We start from the raw sequence: 21,029 nt of genomic DNA on the forward strand, positions 1-21,029 counted from the left end.
AGTAATCAGCTGACGAATGGCGATGAAAACAGCGGGCGATGAAAGCAGCGGGACGATGCGCGAGAACGGCAGGCGACTGCACGTAGTTACCACGAAGCGACGACAAAGCGGGATTGACCTGCGCGAAACGCCTTGCAGCAAACGGGCGGGATCAGTGGGCCGCGCGCCGTGCGCGGCCTACAGCCATCGCTCCCAGACAGGCTTGAGGTCGGAAGGCAAAGGCGGCAGCGTGCCGGGCTCGATCGCGTCGGGCCCGGGCGCATGGAAGTCGGAGCCGCGCGACGCCTCGAAGCCAAAGCGCCGCGCAACGGCCGCGTACTCGCCATACTGGTCGGGCGTATGGCTACCGGTGACGACTTCGATGGCCTTGCCGCCCAGATCGAGGAATTCGCCGAAGAGCGTGTCGAATTCGAGCTGGGTGTAAGCATAGCGGCCCGGATGCGCGATGATCGCCTCGCCGCCCGCCGCCTTGATCCACGCAACGGCGTCGGCGAGCTTGGCCCAGCGGTGCGCAACGTAACCGGGCTTGCCTTCGCCGAGCCAGCGCGAAAACGCGTCCTGGGTGTTCTGCGCACGGCCGCTCTCGACGAGAAAGCGAGCGAAATGGGTGCGCGAGACCAGGTCGGGATTCGAGACGTACTGGAACGCGCCTTCGTACGCGTCGGGAATGCCGAGTTCGCCGAGCCGCTCGCCAATCGCTTCGGCGCGCGCCGCGCGGCCGTCACGCGTGCGCGCGAGCCCGTCGACGAGCGCGGCGCACTCCGGGTCCACATGCAAACCGACGATGTGCACCGTACGCGACGCCCAGGTGACCGAGATCTCGACGCCGCTCAGATAGCGCATGCCGAGCGCCTCGGCCGCCTCGCGCGCTTCGCGCTGGCCGCCGAGCACGTCGTGATCGGTGAGCGCCCACAAGCCGACGCCACCCGCTTTCGCCAGCTGCGCGACGGCAGCCGGGGCCAGTTGCCCGTCGGAGACAGTGGAGTGACAGTGGAGATCGGCGTTCATTGGATGCGTGAAAAGGATGAACGTCCATTTTACTGCAACGCAGTGAAGTCGTCGGGCGGCGCCTCGTGCCTCGCCGCCGCCCGAATGTGCACTCGAAGTGCCTTGCACTCAGGCGCAGAACGCCTCGATCAGGCGCGCGACCTCTTCCGGCTGGTCGTGGTGCACCATGTGCCCCGCCCCGTCGACGATCCGTTCGCGCCAGTCGGGAAACGCCTCGAAACGCTTCTTGAATGCGTCGATGGGCACCGCCCCGGCGAGCCGTGCGAGCGTTTCAGAGCCGGCGGCTTCGACGTGCAGCACCCTCGCGCTCACCTGCGACCAGATCGCCATCACCTCGTCGAGCTGGTACAGCAGCGGACCGCGCATCTTGTGCGCCGAATCGCCGAGCAGCACATAGCCGCCCTCGCCGTCCGGCTTCGACCAGTGTTGCGCGAGAAAGCGCGCGCGCGATGCGATCAGACGCGGATTGGTCTTCACGAGCCGCGCGGCCACCTCGTCGAGCGACGCGTACGAGCGCAGTTGCGGCGGCGTGCGCACCTCGTCGAGCCACTCGCGCATGCGGACCGGCGCCTGCCTGGGTGACGGCGCCGGCAGCCCGAAACCCTCCAGGTCGACCACACGCCGCACGCGCTCGGGCCGCACGCCCGCATAGAGGCACACGATGTTCGCGCCGAGACTGTGCCCGACGAGATCCACCTGCCCCTCGGGCGCGTAATGGGCGAGCAGCGCATCGAGATCGGCGAGGTAGTCGGGGAACCAGTAATTGCTGCCCTGCCCCTGCGCAACGGGCCAGTCGGACAGGCCGAAGCCACGCAGGTCGGGCGCGATGACCTGCCAGTCGCCGCCGCGAACATCGAGCGCATCGACGACGAACTGGAACGACGCCGCCACGTCCATCCAGCCGTGCAGCATGAACAGCACGGGCGCGCCCTCGGCGCCCCAGCGGCGCACGTGCAGCCGGATGCCGTTGACGTCGACGAATTCGGACCGGGATTGATTCATTTGCGCCGCCGCAAAAAAGAATGATCGTTCGATTATATAGGCGCTGGGCGCTTGCAGTACGTCATTCGTTCGACTGACGCCCCGTTGACTGCTTCGTGGCGGCCTGCTCCGCGGCGTCCTGGGCCGCCAGCGTGTCCAGTTCGGCTTCGTCGAAGCCCGCCGAGCGGCGCGCCTCGAAGTTGAACGGACCGCGCATGCGCGGCGCGTGGTACTGCTCCGCGAGCGTGAGCCATGCCGCGTGCGGGTCGAGACCGCGCGCCTCGCACAGGTGGCGGAACCAATGGTTGCCGATGCGCACGTGTCCCACTTCGTCGCGCAGGATGATGTCGAGGATCGCGGCCGATGCATCGTCGCCAGCCTGCTTCAGGCGCGCGCGGATGGGCGGCGAGGCGTCGAGCCCGCGCGCCTCCAGCACGCGCGGCACCAGCGCCATGCGCGCGAGCACGTCGGCGCTCGTACGCTCGCACATCTCCCACAGGCCGTTGTGCGCGGGGAAATCGCCGTACGCGTGACCATAGTCGGCGAGCCGCGCACGCAGCAGCGAGAAGTGATACGCCTCCTCCGCCGCGACCTTGAGCCAGTCGGCGTAGAAGGCGTCGGGCATGGCGGGGAAGCGCCAGACCGCGTCGAGCGCGAGGTTGATCGCGTTGAATTCGATGTGGGCCAGCGCGTGCAGCAGCACGACGCGGCCTTGAGGCGTGCTCATGCTGCGGCGCTGCAGCTCGCGCGGCTCGACGAGCGGCGGCTCGGCGGGGCGGCCAGGCAAGCCGGCCGGCGTCGGGATAACGCGCTGCGGCTCCCAGCGAGGCGCAGCGGCCTGCGCCTGACTCTGCGCGTGCAGCGCGCGCACTGCATTGGCCTTGGCGACCGGGTCGCGTTCGCGCAGCGCGGCGAGTGCGGCGAGGCGCCAGCAGGGCTCGACATCGGTGGGTCCTGGGACGTCAGCGCTCGCGCCGGCGGCAGAGAAAACGGAATTCATCGGCAAAAGAAACAGGGACCGAAAAGCGGGAGTGGAAAACTGTCGCGCGGGGGCGCCCGAAAAGCCCCCAAGCGGACCGCGCACGCAACCGTTTACAATACGCGATTCACCTGCCTCGCGTCGTGCGCAGCCGTTGCGCGTCGCCCGCAGACCGGCAGCAGCCCCGAAAGACACAGGAGACTCAACACCGTGGCCATCTACAAGCTTGGCGAAGCCGCACCGACCATTCACGAAAGCGTGTTCGTCGCGGACAACGCGACCGTCATCGGCAAGGTCGAACTGGCCGAAGACTCGAGCGTCTGGTTCGGCGCGACGCTGCGCGGCGACAACGAGCCGATCACCGTCGGCGCGCGCAGCAACGTTCAGGAAGGCGCGGTGCTCCACACGGACCCCGGCTACCCGCTCACGCTCGAAGCGAACGTGACCGTGGGCCATCAGGCCATGCTGCACGGCTGCACCGTGAAGGAAGGCGCGCTGATCGGCATTCAGGCCGTGGTCTTGAATGGCGCGGTCATCGGCCGCAACTGTCTGGTTGGCGCGGGTGCGGTGGTCACGGAAGGCAAGGTGTTCCCCGACAACTCGCTGATTCTCGGCGCGCCGGCCAAGGTCGTGCGCGAACTGACCGAGGCCGACATCGCCGGCCTCAAGCGCAACGCGGATGTCTACGCGCAGCGCCGCGAATATTTCAAGGCGCAGCTCGTGCGCATCGGTTGAGAGCACGCTCTCGCCGTGTGCGGCGCGGGCCGCGCCGCCCCGATTGAAACGAAGGAAAAGATTGTGAACGACCAGTTGCAAAAATTCATGTTCAGCGCAGCGCCGGTGCGCGGCGAGATCGTCTCGCTGGGCAACACGTGGCAGGAAGTGCTCAAGCGCCGCCAGTATCCGGCACCCGTGCGCACGGTGCTCGGCGAGATGATGGCGGCGTGCTCGCTGCTCTCGGCGAATCTCAAGTTCGACGGCACGCTGATCATGCAGATCTTCGGCGACGGCCCCGTGAAGATGCTGGTCGTGCAGTGCGGCTCGGATCTGACGATGCGCGCCACCGCCCGCCTCGGCGAAGACTTCACGGGCGAGAACGCCCTGCCGCTCGGCGAGGAACTCACGTTCGCCGACCTCGTCAATCCGGACGGCCAGGGCCGCTGCGTGATCACGCTCGATCCCGCGAAAAAGCAGCCGGGCCAGCAGCCCTACCAGGGCATCGTGCCGCTGAATGGCGAAGACGGCCCGCTCAAGTCGATCGCCGCCGTGCTCGAGCATTACATGCATCACTCGGAACAGCTCGACTCGCGCCTGTGGCTCGCCGCCAACGACGACCGCGCGGTCGGCATGCTGCTGCAGAAACTGCCGGGCGACGGCGGGATCGTGCCGCACCAGGGCGAGCACGACCTCGATACGTGGGAGCGTGTCTGCACGCTCGGCAGCACGCTCACGCGCGACGAAATGCTCAAGGAAGACGGCGAGACGCTGTTCCGCCGCCTCTTCTGGCAGGAGAACGTCCGTCACTTCGAGCCGCTTGCGCCGCGTTTCCAGTGTTCGTGCTCGCGCGAGAAGGTGGGCGCGATGCTCAAGATGCTGGGCCGCGAGGAAGTCGACGGCGTGATCGAGGAACGCGGTCATGTCGAGATTCATTGCGACTACTGCAATCAGCGCTATGAGTTCGACCCTGTGGATGTGGCGCAACTTTTTGCCGTGACGGGGCTCTCAGAAAGCGTGAGCCCCGCCGCGGAGCGTCGCCACTGAAGCAACCTGAGGCGCACAAGGGCACATTGAGGCGATAACACCGAGGCGGCGCAACGCGAGTTGCGTCGCCGCCCCGCGCAGCGGCACGCAGGCAGGACCGGGAACCGTGTTGAAATGCGGCGCTGCCTTCATCGCAAATTGCTTAGGCGTCCGACAGATGGAGAGAGCATGATCAAGAACAAGCGCTTCATACGTCCCTTCGCACGTCCACTACGCGAGCGCATGCCGCGCGTGAGCGCGTTGCTCGTACTCACAACGCTCGGCGCGGCCGTTGCGTCGACGAGCGGCTGCATGATGGACCCGCCGGGCCCGTCGCCAATCTACAGCCGGCTGCCCCCGGCGCAGTCGGGCCTCCCGGCCAACGCGCCCGTGCTCACGCCCGACGAGAAGGCACGCTACGACGCGATCGACCGTCAGGTCCTCGCCGAGCAGGACAACGCCATGGCTGCGGAAGCTGCCGCACAAGCCTGGTCGCGCGCGTATGCGCCGCCGGTCTCCGTCTACGGCAGCTATTACAGCGGCGGCTGGGGGCACGGCTGGGGTACCGGGATTGGCTACGGCTATCCAGGTTGGGGCTGGTGATCGCGCGGCTTCGCGACGTGAACGCTCAGAACAAAAAAAAGGCGCGGCTCAATGCCGCGCCTTTTTGTTTGCTCCTGGCTTGCTCGCCTGCTCGGCGCAAGCGGACCGCTCAACCCGCCTTCTTCGCTTCCTTCGCGTGCCCGTGTTTCTTCTCCGGCACACGCGAAACGGGGTTCGGCACCACCCTCACCGGCGCCGCCGACATCTCGCCGCGCGTCGAGGTATTCGACGAACCGCTCGGCGTAACCGGCGGCGTCTGGTTCGGCGAGACGAACTGCACGAACACCTCGCTGTCCTTCACCATGCCCATCTCATAGCGGGCCCGCTCCTCGACCGCCGCCGTGCCGTTCTGCAGATCCTGCACTTCGCCCGCTATGCGTTCGTTGCGCAGTTTCTCGTCGTCGTTCTGCTTTTGCTGCTGCGCGAGTTGCTGCTGCAGTTCGTGGACACGCAGCCAACCACCATGGCCCCACCAGAGCGGATACTGGATCAGCACGAGCAGGATGATCAGAACGACAGTGACAAGCCGCATGAAAGGTGCCGGATAAATACACGCCGCCCTGCGCTATACGCAGGGCGGCGGAGAGAGATGACGGAGGGTGACAGCAAGGCTGCTGCCGGCGCTGGGTCCGCTTAGCGGAGGTTATAGAACGCCGACTTGCCCGGGTAGCTGGCGATATCACCGAGATCTTCCTCGATGCGCAGCAGCTGGTTGTACTTCGAGATGCGGTCGCTGCGCGAGAGCGAACCGGTCTTGATCTGACCCGCGTTCAGGCCCACGGCGATGTCGGCGATCGTCGAGTCTTCGGTTTCGCCCGAGCGGTGCGAGATCACGGCCGTGTAACCCGCGCGCTTGGCCATTTCGATGGCCGCGAAGGTTTCCGTCAGCGTGCCGATCTGGTTGATCTTGATCAGGATCGAGTTGGCGATGCCCTTCTCGATGCCTTCCTTCAGGATGCGCGTGTTGGTCACGAACAGGTCGTCGCCCACGAGCTGGACCTTCTTGCCGAGCTTGTCGGTCAGGAGCTTCCAGCCGGCCCAGTCGCTTTCGTGCATGCCGTCTTCGATCGAAACGATCGGGAACTTGTCGGCGAGCGTCGCGAGGTAGTCGGCGAATTCGGCCGACGACAGTTGCAGGCCTTCGCCCGCGAGCTGGTACTTGCCGTCGTGGTAGAACTCGCTCGCTGCGCAGTCGAGCGCGAGCAGGACGTCTTCACCGGCGCGGTAGCCAGCCTTTTCAATGGCTTGCAGGATGGTCGAGAGGCACTCGTCGTTGCTGCCGAAGTTCGGCGCGAAGCCGCCTTCGTCGCCCACTGCCGTGCTCATGCCGCGATCCGAGAGGATCTTCTTGAGCGCGTGGAACACTTCCGCGCCGCAACGCAGCGCTTCGCGGAAGGTCGGCTGGCTCACCGGCACGATCATGAATTCCTGGATGTCCAGGCTGTTGTTCGCGTGCGCGCCGCCGTTGACGATGTTCATCATCGGCACCGGCAGTTGCATCGCGCCCGAGCCGCCGAAGTAGCGGTACAGCGGCAGGCCGGCTTCTTCAGCGGCGGCCTTCGCCACGGCCATCGAAACGGCCAGCATGGCGTTTGCGCCGAGGCGCGACTTGTTGTCGGTGCCGTCGAGCTCGAGCAGGGTCTTGTCGAGGAAGGCTTGTTCCGACGCGTCGAGGCCCATGATCGCCTCGGAGATTTCGGTGTTGATGTGCTCGACGGCCTTCAGCACGCCCTTGCCGTTGTAGCGGCCGGCTTCGCCGTCGCGCAGTTCGATCGCTTCGCGCGAGCCCGTGGATGCGCCCGACGGCACTGCCGCGCGGCCCATCGTGCCCGATTCGAGCAGCACGTCGCATTCGACGGTGGGATTGCCGCGCGAATCCAGAATCTCGCGACCGATGATATCTACGATTGCACTCATGGTTTCCTCAGGAAATGACAGTAATTCTTGCGCGAGCTGCGCCGCCTGCTGCATCGGCCCGCGAGGCACAGTTTCTATGCTCGTTCGGGGCACACCGTCACATGGGACAGGCTGCGTGCTCGCCAGGTTCAACTTGCCGCAGCGCGAGGCTCACGTTCCCGTGACCGATGCGCTGCCACGCTGCCTTGTACATCGAGCGCGGTGCGGTGCGCCGCGCTGCTCCTCCATCGCGCCGCTCATGCAATCGAAGCGGCGCGCCGTACTACGTAATTCCCTGCTCAGCTGAAGTCGTTCTCGAGGAACGGCGTGCGCTTGACCGCCTGATCGAGCGTCACGAGGGTTTCGAGCAGGTCGGCCATCCGGTTCAGCGGCACGGCGTTCGGGCCGTCGGACTTGGCCTGCGCGGGGTTCGGGTGCGTCTCCATGAAGAGACCCGCCACGCCCGTGGCGACGGCCGCGCGGGCCAGCACCGGCACGAATTCGCGCTGACCGCCCGAGCTCGTGCCCTGCCCGCCCGGCAACTGCACCGAGTGGGTCACGTCCATCACGACCGGCGCACCCGTCTCGCGCATGATAGCGAGCGAGCGCATGTCCGAGACGAGGTTGTTGTAACCGAACGAAACACCGCGCTCGCAGGCGAAGAAGCGGTCTTCGGAAAGACCCGCCTCACGCGCGGCTTCGCGGGCCTTGTCGATCACGTTCTTCATGTCGTGCGGCGCGAGGAACTGGCCTTTCTTGATGTTCACAGGCTTGCCCGAGCGCGCGCACGCATGGATGAAGTCGGTCTGGCGGCACAGGAACGCGGGCGTTTGCAGCACGTCCACGACCGAAGCCACGGGCCCGATCTCTTCTTCCGTGTGCACGTCGGTCAGCACGGGCAAGCCGAGCTGACGCTTCACTTCGGAAAGGATGCGCAGGCCCTCGTCCATCCCGAGGCCGCGAAACGACTTGCCGCTCGAACGATTGGCCTTGTCGTAAGACGACTTGTAGATGAACGGAATGCCGAGCTTCGACGTGATTTCCTTCAGGCGGCCCGCCGTGTCGATCGTCATCTGTTCGGATTCGACGACACAGGTGCCTGCGATCAGGAAGAACGGCTTGTCGAGGCCTACCTCGAAACCGCACAGATTCATGCTTTCTCCTCGGCGCGCGCCTCATGGTGCGCGACTGCCGCTTCGACATACGCCTTGAAGAGCGGATGGCCGTCACGCGGCGTGGACGTGAATTCCGGGTGGAACTGGACGCCGACGAACCACGGGTGCATGTCGCGCGGCAGTTCCATCATTTCCGGCAGGTCTTCGGTCGGCGTACGGGCGCTGATGATAAGGCCGCCGGCTTCGAGCTTGGGCACGTAGCCGTTATTGACTTCATAACGGTGACGGTGACGCTCGTTCACGTCCTTGCCATAGATTTCTGCCGCGAGCGTGCCGGGCTTGATCGGGCAGCGCTGCGAACCGAGGCGCATCGTGCCGCCGAGGTCCGAGTCTTCGGTGCGCTTCTCGACCTTGCCTTCGCGGTCGGCCCATTCGGTGATGAGCGCCACGACGCGGTCGGGCGTGTCCGGATCGAATTCCGTGCTGTTCGCGTGCTTCAGGCCCACCACGTCGCGCGCGAATTCGATCACGGCGAGCTGCATGCCGAGGCAGATGCCGAGGTACGGCACCTTCGCTTCGCGAGCGTACTGGATGGCCTTGATCTTGCCTTCTGTGCCGCGACGGCCGAAACCGCCCGGCACGAGGATCGCGTCGAGATGCTTGAGGCTCTCGACACCCTCTTCGTCGATCTGCTCGGAGTCGATGTACTCGATGTTCACCTTCGCCGAGGTCTTGATCGACGCGTGGCGCAGCGCTTCGATGAGCGACTTGTACGACTCGGTCAGGTCGACGTACTTGCCGACCATGCCGATCGTGACTTCGTGCTTCGGATGCTCGAGCTTCTCGACCATTTCCGCCCAGATCGACAGATCGGCCGGCTTGGCGGAGAGCTTCAGTTCGTCGCAGACGATCGAGTCGAGGCCCTGGTCGTGCAGCATCTGCGGGATCTTGTAGATGCTGTCGGCGTCCCACACCGAGATCACGGCGTCTTCGGGCACGTTCGAGAACATCGAGATCTTCGAGCGCTCGTCGTCGGGGATGCGGCGGTCGGCGCGGCACAGCAGCACGTTCGGATAGATACCGATTTCGCGCAGCTTCTGCACGCTGTGCTGCGTGGGCTTGGTCTTGAGCTCACCCGCCGTCGCGATGAACGGCACCAGCGTGAGGTGCACGAAGCACGCGCTGTTGCGGCCAAGGCGCAGGCTCATCTGACGCGCGGCCTCGAGGAACGGCAGCGACTCGATGTCGCCCACCGTGCCGCCCACTTCGACGATCGCGACATCCGGCTCACCGCAGGTCGCCGATGCGGCGCCGCGCTCGATGAATGCCTGGATTTCGTTCGTGATGTGCGGAATGACCTGCACGGTCTTGCCCAGATAGTCGCCGCGGCGTTCCTTGCGGATCACCGATTCGTAGATCTGGCCCGTGGTGAAGTTGTTGGCCTTGCGCATCTTCGTGGTGATGAAGCGCTCATAGTGGCCGAGGTCGAGGTCGGTTTCCGCTCCGTCTTCCGTCACGAACACTTCGCCGTGTTGAAACGGGCTCATCGTGCCGGGGTCGACGTTGATGTAGGGATCGAGCTTGAGGAGGGTGACTTTCAGACCGCGCGATTCGAGGATCGCGGCGAGGGAGGCGGCGGCAATACCCTTGCCAAGGGAGGAAACTACGCCGCCGGTGACGAAAACATATTTGGTCATCGCTGGATGCTCGCGGGAAAAACGGATTATACCTGAAAGCAAGGGCTAACCCTGAATTTTGAGCGAGCCGAATATGGGTCGAACGCGATGCGCGACGCGTCGCCCCGCGCTCCACCCTGCCCCGCAAGCAACCGCGCCGGAAAGCGGCCGCTCAGGCTCCGTTTTCCATGGCGTAAAGCATGCGCTGCACCGCGCGCGCGGTCTCGATCGGACGCTCCATCGGATACAGATGACTGCCCTCGATCCACTCGAAGCGCTCGCCGGCGATGCGCCGAGTTGCCGCAAGCCCGACCTGGCGGACTTCGCGCGACTGCGTGCCCGCGAGGAAGCTCACCGGCACGGGCGAGCCGTGCGCGAGTCGCGCGCCGAGCGTGTGCGGCAGCGTGCGGTAGATCATGTATTCGGTCTGGCGGTCGAAGGCGAGCGTGCGGCCGCCGTCGACCGAAGTCTGAGGAATGCCGAAGTCCACATAGTCGGAAAGCACGCGCTCGTCCCAACGCGCGAACGCCGCCTTCGAATGGAAATGCCGCCAGGCCTCGTCGCGGCTCGCCCAGTCCGTGCGGCGCGTGCGCGTGGCGACGGCTGGCGACAGGCGCTCGTCGAGGCCGGTCCACTGCGAGACCCGCAGCATGCTGCTGCGCCAGCCCGCGATCACCGGCGAATCGAGCATCACGACGCCCTTGACCCACTGCGGTTTTTTCAGCGCGGCCATCAGCGACAGATAGCCGCCGAGCGAATGGCCGACGAGCCACACGGGCTCCTCGTAGGTGCGGCCGATGTCGTCGAGCAGTTGCTCGACGAGATGCGGCCAGTCGCGGGTGACGGGAAAGCGCGCGTCGTGCCCGATGCGCTCGATGTAGCGCAGCTCGTAGTTGTCGCCCAGTTCGGCGAAGAACGTGCGATACGTCGAGGCCGGAAAGCCGTTCGCGTGCGAGAAATGGATGACGTTTTTCAAAGGCGGCGTGTCTCTCTATTTTGTTGATCTCTTTCGTCGTGCGCGCTTTCCTTCACGCTGCTAGCGGCCCGGCACGTCAGTCCTGCGTAGGCGGGTCCATCCAGTAGCGCCGCTGCGTATCGCGAAAGCGCTCGACGGCGAGTGCGCCGGGTCGCGCCTCGACGCGCACGGCGCCATGCGCGTCGCTGCGAGCGAGCACGATCTGGCGGGCCGCGTAGCGCGCGTAGACGCCCGGATGCGGGTGATGAAAGCGGTTCAGATAGCCTACCTGAAATATCGCGACGAGCGGCCAGACAGAATCGAGGAACGGTTCAGTCGACGAGCTGCGGCTGCCATGGTGCGGCACCACCAGTAGCTGTGCGCGCAGCCGCCCGCGGTCGCGCGCGACCAGCGTGCGCTCGCCGCCCGCTTCGATGTCGGCGGCGATCAGCGCGGATACCGGCGCTGCCTGTGCGTCGGACGCGGCGCTGGCCGCCGCCGCCGTCACCCGCAGGACGCAGCAATGCGCATTGGGTTTGCCCGCGAGCGGCCCGGGGTCGGGCCACAGCACCTCGAAGTCGACGCCGTCCCATCGCCAGCGCTGGCCGGCGGCGCACTGCACGGTCTGCGCGCCCTTCATACGCGCGCTCGCCCACAGCGGATGCGCGGGCAGAACGGCCGCCACGAATGCCCCTACGTCGACGGCATCGAGCACGGCTTGTGCGCCGCCCGCATGATCGGAGTCGTCGTGGCTGATCATCAGCGCGTCGAGGCGCCCTATGCCGTGCGCCTGCAGATACGGCACGACGATGCGCTCGCCCGCCTGGGTCGATTCGGGGCCCGGGCCCGCGTCGAACAGCAGGCGATGCCGGGCCGTTTCGACCAGCACCGACGTGCCCTGCCCGATGTCGAGCGCCGTGAGCCGGAAAGCGCCCGGCGGCGGCCCCATGGGCGCGGGCATCAGTAGCGGCAGCCACGTGAACGGCGCGATCCAGCGCAGCGGCCAGCCGCGCGGCGCAAGCCACCAGGCGACGCCCACGGCTGCACTGGCGAGCGGCCACGCCCCGGGTTGCGGCAGCCGCAAAACCGCCCACGGCAAGCCCTCCAGCGCGCTCAGCGCCACAACGAGCCAGTCGAGGCAGATATGCGCCGCGCGCAGCGCGAGGGCGTCGATCGGCGCGGGCATCGCCGCGCTCGCGATCACCAGCGGCGCGACGAGCATGCTCACCCAGGGAATCGCAAAGGCATTGGCGATCGGACCGATGAGCGGTATTTGCGCGAACCAGTAGACCGTGAGCGGCGCGAGCGCCAGCGTCACGGCCCACTGCACGCGAGCGCCATCGCAAAGGCGTGACGCGAGACGTCGCATCGCGCCACGCCAGCCCCCCGGTGGATAGGCGATGGCGGCGAGACGTCGAAGCCAGCCGCCGCGCGCGGTTGGCTCCACTAGTGGCTCAGTTCGCTCGCGCATCGCATCGGCTGCGTCCGCGGCAACATCTTGCGGCGCGTCCCTGTGCAAGCGCGGCACGCCACTCGCTGCGAAGAGGATCGCTGCGACCGCGCAAAACGAGAGCCAGAATCCGGCTGCCGTCACCGCCCACGGATCGCGCAGCAGCACGAGCCCGAGCGCCCACGCCAGCACGTGCGAGCGCGCGACCTCGCGCCCGGCGCACAGCGCGAGCGCAACGACCGCCAGCATCCAGAGCGCGCGCTGCACCGGCACGTTGAAGCCGGCGAGCGCGGCATAGACGCCCGCCGCCAGCAACGCGCCCGCAACGGCTACCTTCTGCGCGGGCACGATGAGCGGCGCCTCGACGCCGCGCCAGCGGGCGCGCCGCCACAGTGCGCCCGCGATCCCCCCGGCGAGCCCCGCGACGAACGCGAGATGCAGCCCGGAGATCGCCACCAGATGGCTCGTGCCCGTATTGCGCATGAGACGCCTGTCCGCGTCGCTGAGCGCGTCCTGCGCGCCGGTGGCGAGCGCGATGACGATGCCGCGATGCGGCGCGTCGCCGAGCACCGCGTCGATGCGCGCACGCAGCGCGGCACGCGCCCGCTCGATGCGCACGCCGATGCCGCTGGCGTCAACGGGCAGACGCACGGCATGCCCGGGATCGCTCACGTAGCCGACGGCGCGCACGCCGCGCGCGAGCAGCGCGACTTCCGTATCGCGCAGGCCGAAGTTGCCGTTGCCATGCGGGCGTTTGAGCCGCACGGCGAGGCGCCAGCGCGCGCCGGGCACGAGCGGCGGCAGCGGCGCTTCGCGCGCCACCCACGACAGTTGAATCAAATGCGGTAGCGGCGCAGCGGCTTTGTGCGTTGCCCAGGATTCGACACGAAAGAGGAAGCTTGCGCCGTTCGCGCCGTAAGAAGGCAAGCTGGAGATATAGCCGGTGATGGTGATGTTGCCCGCCTGCCAGGCAGCGGGAAGCGCCTCAGCAAGCCGCGTTTCGGCGCGCCACGCCGCGTAGCCAAAGCCCGCGCATCCGGCCGCAAGCCACACCGCCGCCCAGCCGAGCGCCATACGCCAGCGTCGCCCGCAAGCCAAGCCGAACACCCGGCGCGCCGCTTCGTGAGATTCGTCCGCCGGCGGCGCGGCGCCCAGCGCCCATGCCGCCCACGCCGCCGCAAGCACGCTTGCCAGAACGAGCGCGACCCACGCGCCCCACCCCGGCAACGCCGCCTGTCGCTGCAACACAATCACGCCCAGCGCAAACCCGCACCAAATCGCCCGCATCCCGCCTCCTCGCAACGAGGGGGCTCAATGCCCGGACCGCGTCAATCGCGCCGCGCCAGATGCACGCCGTGCATGCCACCCTGGAAACGATTATGCAGACGAAAGCGCGAGCCGCGGCAGCGCAGCCGCCGCGTTAGCCGTCGTGCCAAGTGCGAGTTCCTCGGGACTCAAGCCCCGCAAGCCCGCGAGCACGGCGCCGATACGCGGCACCTGATCGGGCGTGTTGCGCGCGCGATAGAGCCAGGCAGGCGAGATATCCGGCGCATCGGTTTCCATGACGATGGCCTCGAGCGGCAACTGCTGCGCGAGCCTGCGAATCTGCAGCGCGCGCTCGAACGTCACATTGCCGCCGAAGCCCAGATGCATCCCTTGATCGATGAACGCTCGCGCCTGCTGGAAGCTGCCGTTGAACGCATGCGCGATGCCGCTTTTCACGCCGTTGCGGCGCAGCCCCTTGAGCACCTGGTCCTGCGACTTGCGCACATGGCAGATCGCCGGCAAGCCGAACTCGCGCGCAAGGCGCAGCTGGGCATCGTAGAAGTGCTGTTGACGGGCCTCGTCGAGGCCCGTCACGAAGTAATCGAGCCCGATCTCGCCGATGCCGACGAAGCGCGGATCATCGAGACTCACCTCGATCTCGCGGCGCAACACTTCAAGGTCTTCGTCGCGCGCCTGCGGCGTATAGAGCGGGTGAATGCCGAGTGCGTAGACCGCGCCCGGGGTGCGGTGCGCGAGCGCGCGCACCACTTCGAAGTTCTCGCGCGCCACCGCCGGGATCACGATGCGCGACACGCCCGCCGCGCGCGCCGCCAACGCGACCGCGTCGCGGTCGGCGTCGAATTCGGCGGCATCGAGATGGCAGTGCGTATCGATCCACATGGCGCTCGCTCGCGGGAAGGCTCAGACCGGCACGACCGGTTCCTCGTGCAGCATGCCGTCGCGCAGGCGCACGATGCGGTCGCAACGCGCCGCGAGGTCGGCATCGTGCGTGACGATCACGAAGCTCGTATCGAACTGGTCGGAGAGTTCGAGCATCAGATTGAAGACGTTATCCGCTGTCGCACCGTCGAGGTTGCCTGTGGGCTCGTCGGCGAGCACGCATGCAGGTTTCGTCACGAGCGCGCGCGCGATCGCCACGCGCTGGCGCTCGCCGCCCGACAGCTCGCCCGGCCGGTTGCGCGCGCGATGCGAGAGGCCCACGCGCTCGAGGATCTGCATCGCCTCGGCACGCGCGTCTTCCTGCGTCATGCGGCGAATGCGCAGCGGCATCGCCACGTTGTCGAGCGCCGAAAACTCCGGCAGCAGATGGTGGAACTGATAGACGAAGCCCAGCGCGCGATTGCGGAGTTCGTTGCGCTCGCGCTCGGACAGCTCGGTGAACGGCTTGCCGAGCACCGAGACCTTGCCCGCGCCCGGCTCGTCGAGTCCACCGAGCACGTGCAGCAGCGTGCTCTTGCCCGAGCCCGACGCGCCCACCACGGCGAGCTTCTCGCCGCGCTTCACTTTCAGATCGGTGTCGTGCAGTACCTGCACGGCAAGCGGGCCCTGGCCAAACACCTTCGAGACACCGTGCGCTTCGAGCACGTACGGATAATCGCCAGCCGCGGCGATCAGCGATTGACGGTCATTCATAGCGCAGCGCCTCCGCAGGACGAACCTTGGCCGCGCGCCAGCTCGGATAGAGCGTGGCGAGCGCGGACAGCACGAAGGCGATCACGCCGATGCGGATCACGTCGGAAGGCACGAGTTCCGAAGGCAGCTCGCTGATGAAATAAACCGAAGGCGGCAGGAACTGAATGCCGAGCAGATGCTCGATCGCCGGCACGCTCCATGGAATGCTCCATGCGATCAGGCAGCCGAGCGCGATGCCGATGGCCGTGCCCACGAAGCCGATCGTCACGCCCTGCACGACGAAGATCTTCATGATCGAGCCCGGCTGCGCGCCGAGCGTGCGCAGGATCGCGATATCGGCCTGCTTGTTGGTGACGGTCATGACGAGAGACGAAACGAGATTGAACGCCGCGACCGCGATGATGAGCGTGAGAATGATGAACATCATGCGTTTTTCGATCTGCACGGCCGAGAACCAGGTCTTGTTCTGCTGCGTCCAGTCGCGGATATAGAGGTCGCCGGAGAGCGTATGCACGAGCTGGCGCGCCACCGCCGGCGCGCGCTGCATGTCCTTCAGGCGCAGACGCACGCCGCTTGGCGCGCCGAGGCGATAGAGCACTTCGGCGTCGCGGATATTGACGAGCGCGAGCGTGCTGTCGTACTCGTAGTGGCCCGACTCGAACACGCCCATCACCGTGAACTGCTTCAGGCGCGGCAGCATGCCGGCCGGCGTGATCGAACCCTCGGGCGCGACGAGCGTGACCTTGTCGCCCACCGTCACGCCCAGGTTCACGGCGAGATCCGCGCCGAGCACGATGCCGAAGCTGCCGGGCGTGAGGTCGTTCAGGCTGCCCGCCTTCATTTCCCGGCCGATGTCCGAAACCTGCGGCTCCTCGGAAGGCTCGATGCCGCGCAGCGCGACGCCGTTGACGCTGTCGCCGCGCGTGAGCAGCGCCTGGGCGTCCACGTAAGGCGCCGCGCCAATGACTTCGGGATTGGTCTTCGCTTCCTTCGCGGTGAGCTGCCAGTCAGGCATCGTGCCGGTGGGCGAAAAGATCTCGATGTGCGCGAGCACGGAAAGCATGCGGTCGCGCACGTCACGCTGGAAGCCGTTCATCACCGAGAGCACGACGATCAGCGCCGCGACGCCGAGCGCGATGCCCGACATCGATATGAGCGCGATGAACGAGATGAACCCGTTGCCGGTCGTGCGTTTGCCGGCGCGGGTGTAGCGCCAGCCTATCTGCCATTCGTAGGGAAGTTTCAAGCGAATCCTTTTGCGTCTTCGTTGCGCTCCGGCGCCGTATTGACCCTGGGGCCAGTGCGCCGGACGGCCGGAGAATATCGTGCCGGGTCGGGCGGCGATCAACCGCGAAGTTTGCCACACTGGCGGCGGGTCACGGATATTCGACGAAGTTCCCCACGCACTTTCGCGCGTGAGAACCGCTACCCGGCGAGGCGTCCGCCCGCCCTCTGCTTCGAGCCGCAATTCGCCCACAAGTGCCGCAGCGCCAGCATAACGGGTCGACGCGATACCGTTGCGGCACGCCCGAGGGCCGCCCGGCGCACGAAGCGCCGAAGTACAATGCGCACCATCATGCCCGCCGACCGACTTCATCTCCTCGTCCCCTTTGCCTTGCCGTCCGCGGCGGCCGCCTCCACCGCGCTCGCGGGCCTCGCATACCCGGCGCTCGCGAAACTGGTTGCGCGCGCGACACTCGGCGAGCAGGTGATCGGCGAAGACTTCCAGCGTACGCTGCCGCACGAGCGCTGGGTCGCGCGCCAGTTCGGCGCGCTCGGTCCGGCGAGCGCGAACCGCGCAAACTCCGCGCCGGCCGCCGACGACGAAGCACCGCTTGCGCCCTACATGCTGCTCGCCGACGGCGGCACGCCCGGCGACGCCAAGTGGGCGTGCGTGCAGCCCGTGCACGTGCGCATCGCGCACGATCACCTGGTGCTGATCGACCCCGCCTCGCTGGAACTCGCCGACGCCGACGCCGCCACGCTCTACACCGTCGCCCGTCCGCTGATCGAAGAAATGGGCGTGCGCATCGAGGCCCCCACGCCGCAGCGCTGGTATCTCTCGTCGGAAGCGTTCGGCACGCTAGCGGGCGCGTCGCCCTTGCGGGCGAGCGGCCGCAACATCGAGATCTGGTTGCCGCACGAGGCCCATTCGGGCCAGCGTTCGCGTGCCTGGATGAAGGTGCAGAACGAAGTGCAGATGGCGTGGTTCGAGCATCCTGTGAACGAGGCCCGCGAAGCGCGCGGCCTGCCCGCCGTCAATTCGATCTGGTTCCACGCCCAGGGCGCGCTGCGCACCGTCACGAGCCCCTATGCGCGCGTGCGCTCCGATGCGGCCGCCACGCGCGGCCTGGCGCTCGCCGCAAAGGCGGAAGTCGGCGCCGCGCCCGCGACCTTCGCTGCGCTCGCAGCTGCGCTCAACAACGGTGCGGGCACGGGCGCGACGCTCGTCGAGCTCGATCCGTTCTCGGCGGCCTTCATCCAGCAGGACTGGGGCCGCTGGAACGCCGCCTTCGCTCAACTGGAGCGCGACTGGTTCGCGCCCGCGCTCACGGCGCTGCAAACGGGCGCGCTCGCCGCGCTCGAGCTCACGCTGTGCGGCGACACCGGCTCGGTCACGCTGTCCATCACGCGCGGCGATTTGCGCAAGTTCTGGCGACGCCGCCTGTTCGCGTCGCTCTTTATCGAATGATCCCCGAATGACTTCTTTCTTCCGCGCTCACGCATGACCCGAATCGTCACCCGCGCCTGCTCGCCCGCCGACACCGAAGCGCTCGTGCGCCACGGCCTGCATCCGGTGCTCGCGCGCCTCTACGCCTCGCGCGGCGTTTGCCAGCCCGACGAGATCGAAACCGGCCTCGCGCGCCTCGTCCCGCCCACAGGCATGAAGGGCCTCGACGAGGCCGCCGAACTGCTCGCCGACGCGCTCGAAGCCGAGTGCCGCATGCTCGTGGTCGCCGACTACGACTGCGACGGCGCGACGGCCTGCGCCGTGGCCGTGCGAGGCCTGCGCATGTTCGGCGCACAGATCGACTATCTGGTGCCGAACCGCTTCGAGTATGGCTACGGCCTCACGCCCGAGATCGTCGCACTCGCCGCGCAACGCAAGGGCGGGCCACCCGACGTCCTGATCACGGTGGACAACGGCATCGCCAGCGTGGAAGGCGTCGAAGCCGCCAACGCGCTCGGCATCGAGGTGCTCGTGACCGACCACCACCTGCCCGGCGACACGCTCCCCGACGCGCGCGCCATCGTCAATCCGAACCAGCCGGGCTGCGAGTTTCCGAGCAAGTGCATCGCGGGCGTGGGCGTGATGTTCTACACGCTGCTCGCGTTGCGCGCGGAGCTGCGCAAGCGCGGCACGTTCAGCGATGGCAAGTCAGAGCCGCGCCTCGACGGCCTGCTCGATCTCGTCGCGCTCGGCACCGTCGCCGACGTCGTGAAGCTCGACTGCAACAACCGCGTGCTCGTCGCGCAAGGCTTGCAGCGCGTGCGCAACGGCCGCATGCAGCCGGGCATCGCGGCGCTCTTCCGCGCTGCGGGCCGGGACGCGAAAAGCGCGTCGGGCTTCGACTTCGGCTTCGCGCTCGGGCCGCGCCTGAATGCGGCCGGCCGGCTCTCGGACATGTCGCTCGGCATCGAGTGCCTGACCACCGACGACGTGGGCCGCGCCTGGGAGCTTGCGCAGCAGCTCGACGGCATGAACCGCGAGCGCCGCGAGATCGAAGCCGGCATGCAGCAGCAGGCGCTCGCCGATCTCGCCGACGTCGATCCGCAAGGCAAGGCCACGCTCACGCTGTTCAACGAAAGCTGGCACCAGGGCGTGATCGGCATCGTCGCGGGACGGCTCAAGGAGCGCTTCCACCGCCCCTCGTTCACCTTCGCGCCTGCCGATGACGACGGCGCACTCGTGAAGGGCTCGGGCCGTTCGATCCCCGGTTTTCATCTGCGCGACGCGGTCGATCTGATCAGCAAGCGCGAGCCCGGTCTGATCCAGAAGTTCGGCGGTCACGCCATGGCCGCGGGCATGACGATCGCCGCCGCCGACGTGCCGCGCTTTGCCGCCGCCTTCGAGCGCGTGGGCCGCGAGTGGCTCACCGAAGAGGCCCTCGCGCGCACGGTCGAAACCGACGGCGATCTCGAAGACGCTTACTTCACGCCCGATTTCGTCGAGATGCTCGACGCCGCCGTGTGGGGCCAGGGCTTCCCGGCGCCCGTCTTCTCGGGCGAATTCGAGGTGGCCTCGCAGGCGCTCGTGAAGGACAAGCACCTCAAGCTGCAACTGCTGCGCGGGCGCCAGCGCTTCAACGCGATCTGGTTCAATCACACGGAGTCGCTGCCGCAGCACACCACGGTCGCCTACCGGCTCGTGCGCGACACATGGAACGGCGTGTCGCGCGTGCAGCTCGTGGTGGAACACGCCGCGCTGTGAGTCCGCTCTGAAGTACACGTTGCGCTGAAAGCGCGGGCCGCCCGAAGCGCCCGCGCCGCCCTTGATCCGGGTCCAATCGGCTATAATTCAATGTTTTACACGCCGGATCACGACACAAATGGAAGCGGAACGTCTCAACGCGATCGAAGCCCTTTTGGCGGACCTGCGCACGCGCGCGGGCGAGCTACGGGGGTATCTTTGACTACGACGTAAAAGCCCGACGGCTCGTCGAAGTCAACAGCGAACTCGAAGACCCCAACGTCTGGAACGACTCCAAGCACGCCCAGGGTCTCGGCAAGGAAAAGAAGCTGCTCGAGGGCGTGGTGCACGTGCTCGACGGCATCGAGAACGACACGCGCGACACCCAGGACCTCTTCGAGATGGCTCGCGAGGAAGGCGATGAAGACACGCTCGTCGCCATCGAAACCGACGCTCACGCGATCGAAGCGCGCGTAGCCGACGTCGAGTTCCGCCGCATGTTCGCGAATCCGGCCGACCCGAACAACGCGTTCATCGACATCCAGGCCGGCGCCGGCGGCACCGAGGCCTGCGACTGGGCGTCCATGCTGCTGCGCCAGTACGTGCGCTACTGCGAGCGCAAGGGATTCAAGACCGAAGTGCTCGAAGAATCCGAAGGCGACGTGGCCGGCATCAAGAGCGCGACGATCAAGGTCGAAGGCGAATACGCCTACGGCTTCCTGCGTACCGAAACCGGCATTCACCGCCTCGTGCGCAAGTCGCCGTTCGACTCGTCGGGCGGGCGTCATACGTCGTTCTCGTCGGTGTTCGTGTATCCGGAAATCGACGACTCGTTCGAGATCGAAGTCAATCCGGCCGATCTGCGCATCGACACGTACCGCGCTTCGGGCGCGGGTGGTCAGCACATCAACAAGACCGACTCCGCCGTGCGTATCACGCACGTGCCGTCGGGCATCGTCGTGCAGTGCCAGAACGACCGCTCGCAGCACCGCAACCGCGCCGAAGCCATGGCCATGCTGAAGTCGCGCCTGTACGAAGCCGAAATGCGCAAGCGCCAGTCGGAACAGGACAAGCTCGAAGCGGGCAAGTCGGACGTGGGCTGGGGTCACCAGATCCGCTCCTACGTGCTCGACAACAGCCGGATCAAGGATCTGCGCACCAACGTCGAAATCAGCAACACCAAGGCCGTGCTCGACGGCGATCTCGACGCCTTCATCAGCGCGAGCCTGAAACAGGGCGTGTAAGCTTGCCGCACGCCACGGGCGCAGCAGTTCACCGCATGCCGCCCTCTCCTGC

Annotated in this window: 18 protein-coding genes; 6 read left to right on the forward strand and 12 right to left on the reverse strand. The window is 67.0% G+C overall.

Annotated elements, in window-relative coordinates; translation table 11 throughout:
- Positions 1-177: 177 nt before the first annotated feature.
- The 3 genes from AB4Y40_RS01755 to AB4Y40_RS01765 form a co-directional block, all read right to left on the reverse strand.
- Positions 178-1,008 (reverse strand): 3',5'-nucleoside bisphosphate phosphatase, encoded by an 831-nt coding sequence (locus AB4Y40_RS01755; RefSeq protein WP_368686200.1) that lies wholly within the window; start codon positions 1,006-1,008, stop codon positions 178-180.
- A 108-nt stretch (positions 1,009-1,116) separates the two neighbouring features.
- Positions 1,117-2,010, reverse strand: a complete 894-nt coding sequence (locus AB4Y40_RS01760) for an alpha/beta fold hydrolase (protein ID WP_368686201.1) — start codon at positions 2,008-2,010, stop codon at positions 1,117-1,119.
- A gap of 61 nt (positions 2,011-2,071) precedes the next feature.
- Positions 2,072-2,989 carry a ferritin-like domain-containing protein gene (locus AB4Y40_RS01765; protein WP_368686202.1) on the reverse strand — a complete coding sequence of 306 codons (918 nt, stop codon included), beginning with the start codon at positions 2,987-2,989 and terminating at the stop codon, positions 2,072-2,074.
- Between the two features lie 189 nt (positions 2,990-3,178).
- Between AB4Y40_RS01765 and AB4Y40_RS01770 the strand changes: the two genes are divergently transcribed.
- The 3 genes from AB4Y40_RS01770 to AB4Y40_RS01780 all read left to right on the forward strand — a co-directional run bounded on the left by AB4Y40_RS01770 (position 3,179) and on the right by AB4Y40_RS01780 (position 5,311).
- Positions 3,179-3,703: a gamma carbonic anhydrase family protein gene (locus AB4Y40_RS01770; protein WP_322029757.1), complete on the forward strand. Its 525-nt coding sequence runs from the start codon at positions 3,179-3,181 to the stop codon at positions 3,701-3,703.
- Between the two features lie 63 nt (positions 3,704-3,766).
- Positions 3,767-4,729 carry an Hsp33 family molecular chaperone HslO gene (gene hslO, locus AB4Y40_RS01775; RefSeq protein WP_368686203.1) on the forward strand — a complete coding sequence of 321 codons (963 nt, stop codon included), beginning with the start codon at positions 3,767-3,769 and terminating at the stop codon, positions 4,727-4,729.
- Between the two features lie 222 nt (positions 4,730-4,951).
- A complete protein-coding gene (locus tag AB4Y40_RS01780) occupies positions 4,952-5,311 on the forward strand; it encodes a hypothetical protein (RefSeq protein WP_368686345.1) in 360 nt (119 codons plus the stop codon).
- Between the two features lie 109 nt (positions 5,312-5,420).
- Here AB4Y40_RS01780 and ftsB read toward each other — a convergent pair whose 3' ends face one another.
- The 9 genes from ftsB to AB4Y40_RS01825 all read right to left on the reverse strand — a co-directional run bounded on the left by ftsB (position 5,421) and on the right by AB4Y40_RS01825 (position 16,568).
- Complete coding sequence (ftsB, locus tag AB4Y40_RS01785; RefSeq protein WP_324160854.1) at positions 5,421-5,843, reverse strand: cell division protein FtsB; 423 nt, start codon at positions 5,841-5,843, stop codon at positions 5,421-5,423.
- Positions 5,844-5,944: 101 nt separating this feature from the next.
- Positions 5,945-7,228, reverse strand: a complete 1,284-nt coding sequence (gene eno, locus AB4Y40_RS01790; protein WP_028216897.1) for a phosphopyruvate hydratase — start codon at positions 7,226-7,228, stop codon at positions 5,945-5,947.
- Between the two features lie 278 nt (positions 7,229-7,506).
- Positions 7,507-8,361 (reverse strand): 3-deoxy-8-phosphooctulonate synthase, encoded by an 855-nt coding sequence (gene kdsA / locus AB4Y40_RS01795; protein ID WP_069265539.1) that lies wholly within the window; start codon positions 8,359-8,361, stop codon positions 7,507-7,509.
- A complete protein-coding gene (locus AB4Y40_RS01800; RefSeq protein WP_069265538.1) occupies positions 8,358-10,019 on the reverse strand; it encodes a CTP synthase in 1,662 nt (553 codons plus the stop codon). Before AB4Y40_RS01800 ends, kdsA begins: the two co-directional genes overlap by 4 nt.
- A gap of 151 nt (positions 10,020-10,170) precedes the next feature.
- The gene (locus tag AB4Y40_RS01805) at positions 10,171-10,974 is read right to left on the reverse strand and encodes an alpha/beta fold hydrolase (protein WP_368686204.1); all 804 of its coding nucleotides are present in this window, start codon (positions 10,972-10,974) and stop codon (positions 10,171-10,173) included.
- Between the two features lie 76 nt (positions 10,975-11,050).
- On the reverse strand, positions 11,051-13,690 hold the full coding sequence (locus tag AB4Y40_RS01810; protein ID WP_368686205.1) for a ComEC/Rec2 family competence protein: 2,640 nt from the start codon (positions 13,688-13,690) through the stop codon (positions 11,051-11,053).
- Positions 13,691-13,780: 90 nt separating this feature from the next.
- Positions 13,781-14,569, reverse strand: a complete 789-nt coding sequence (locus tag AB4Y40_RS01815) for a TatD family hydrolase (protein WP_368686206.1) — start codon at positions 14,567-14,569, stop codon at positions 13,781-13,783.
- A gap of 21 nt (positions 14,570-14,590) precedes the next feature.
- The gene (lolD, locus tag AB4Y40_RS01820) at positions 14,591-15,322 is read right to left on the reverse strand and encodes a lipoprotein-releasing ABC transporter ATP-binding protein LolD (protein WP_368686207.1); all 732 of its coding nucleotides are present in this window, start codon (positions 15,320-15,322) and stop codon (positions 14,591-14,593) included.
- A complete protein-coding gene (locus AB4Y40_RS01825; RefSeq protein WP_368686208.1) occupies positions 15,315-16,568 on the reverse strand; it encodes a lipoprotein-releasing ABC transporter permease subunit in 1,254 nt (417 codons plus the stop codon). Before AB4Y40_RS01825 ends, lolD begins: the two co-directional genes overlap by 8 nt.
- 318 nt (positions 16,569-16,886) lie before the next feature.
- Here AB4Y40_RS01825 and AB4Y40_RS01830 point away from each other — a divergent pair, with 318 nt between their 5' ends.
- From AB4Y40_RS01830 to prfB, 3 genes are all read left to right on the forward strand, one after another.
- Positions 16,887-18,014: a regulator gene (locus AB4Y40_RS01830; RefSeq protein ID WP_368686209.1), complete on the forward strand. Its 1,128-nt coding sequence runs from the start codon at positions 16,887-16,889 to the stop codon at positions 18,012-18,014.
- A 33-nt stretch (positions 18,015-18,047) separates the two neighbouring features.
- Positions 18,048-19,754, forward strand: coding sequence for a single-stranded-DNA-specific exonuclease RecJ (gene recJ / locus AB4Y40_RS01835; protein ID WP_368686210.1), 1,707 nt, complete (start codon positions 18,048-18,050; stop codon positions 19,752-19,754).
- A gap of 118 nt (positions 19,755-19,872) precedes the next feature.
- Positions 19,873-20,977, forward strand: a protein-coding gene (gene prfB / locus AB4Y40_RS01840) for a peptide chain release factor 2 (RefSeq protein ID WP_342945887.1) whose coding sequence is annotated in 2 segments (ribosomal slippage) — positions 19,873-19,953 and positions 19,955-20,977 — 1,104 coding nt in all. Because the reading frame shifts where the segments join, the coding sequence is not laid out codon by codon here.
- Positions 20,978-21,029: the final 52 nt, after the last annotated feature.

The sequence above is a fragment of the Paraburkholderia sp. EG287B genome (assembly GCF_040965595.1).
Taxonomy (GTDB): Bacteria; Pseudomonadota; Gammaproteobacteria; order Burkholderiales; family Burkholderiaceae; genus Paraburkholderia.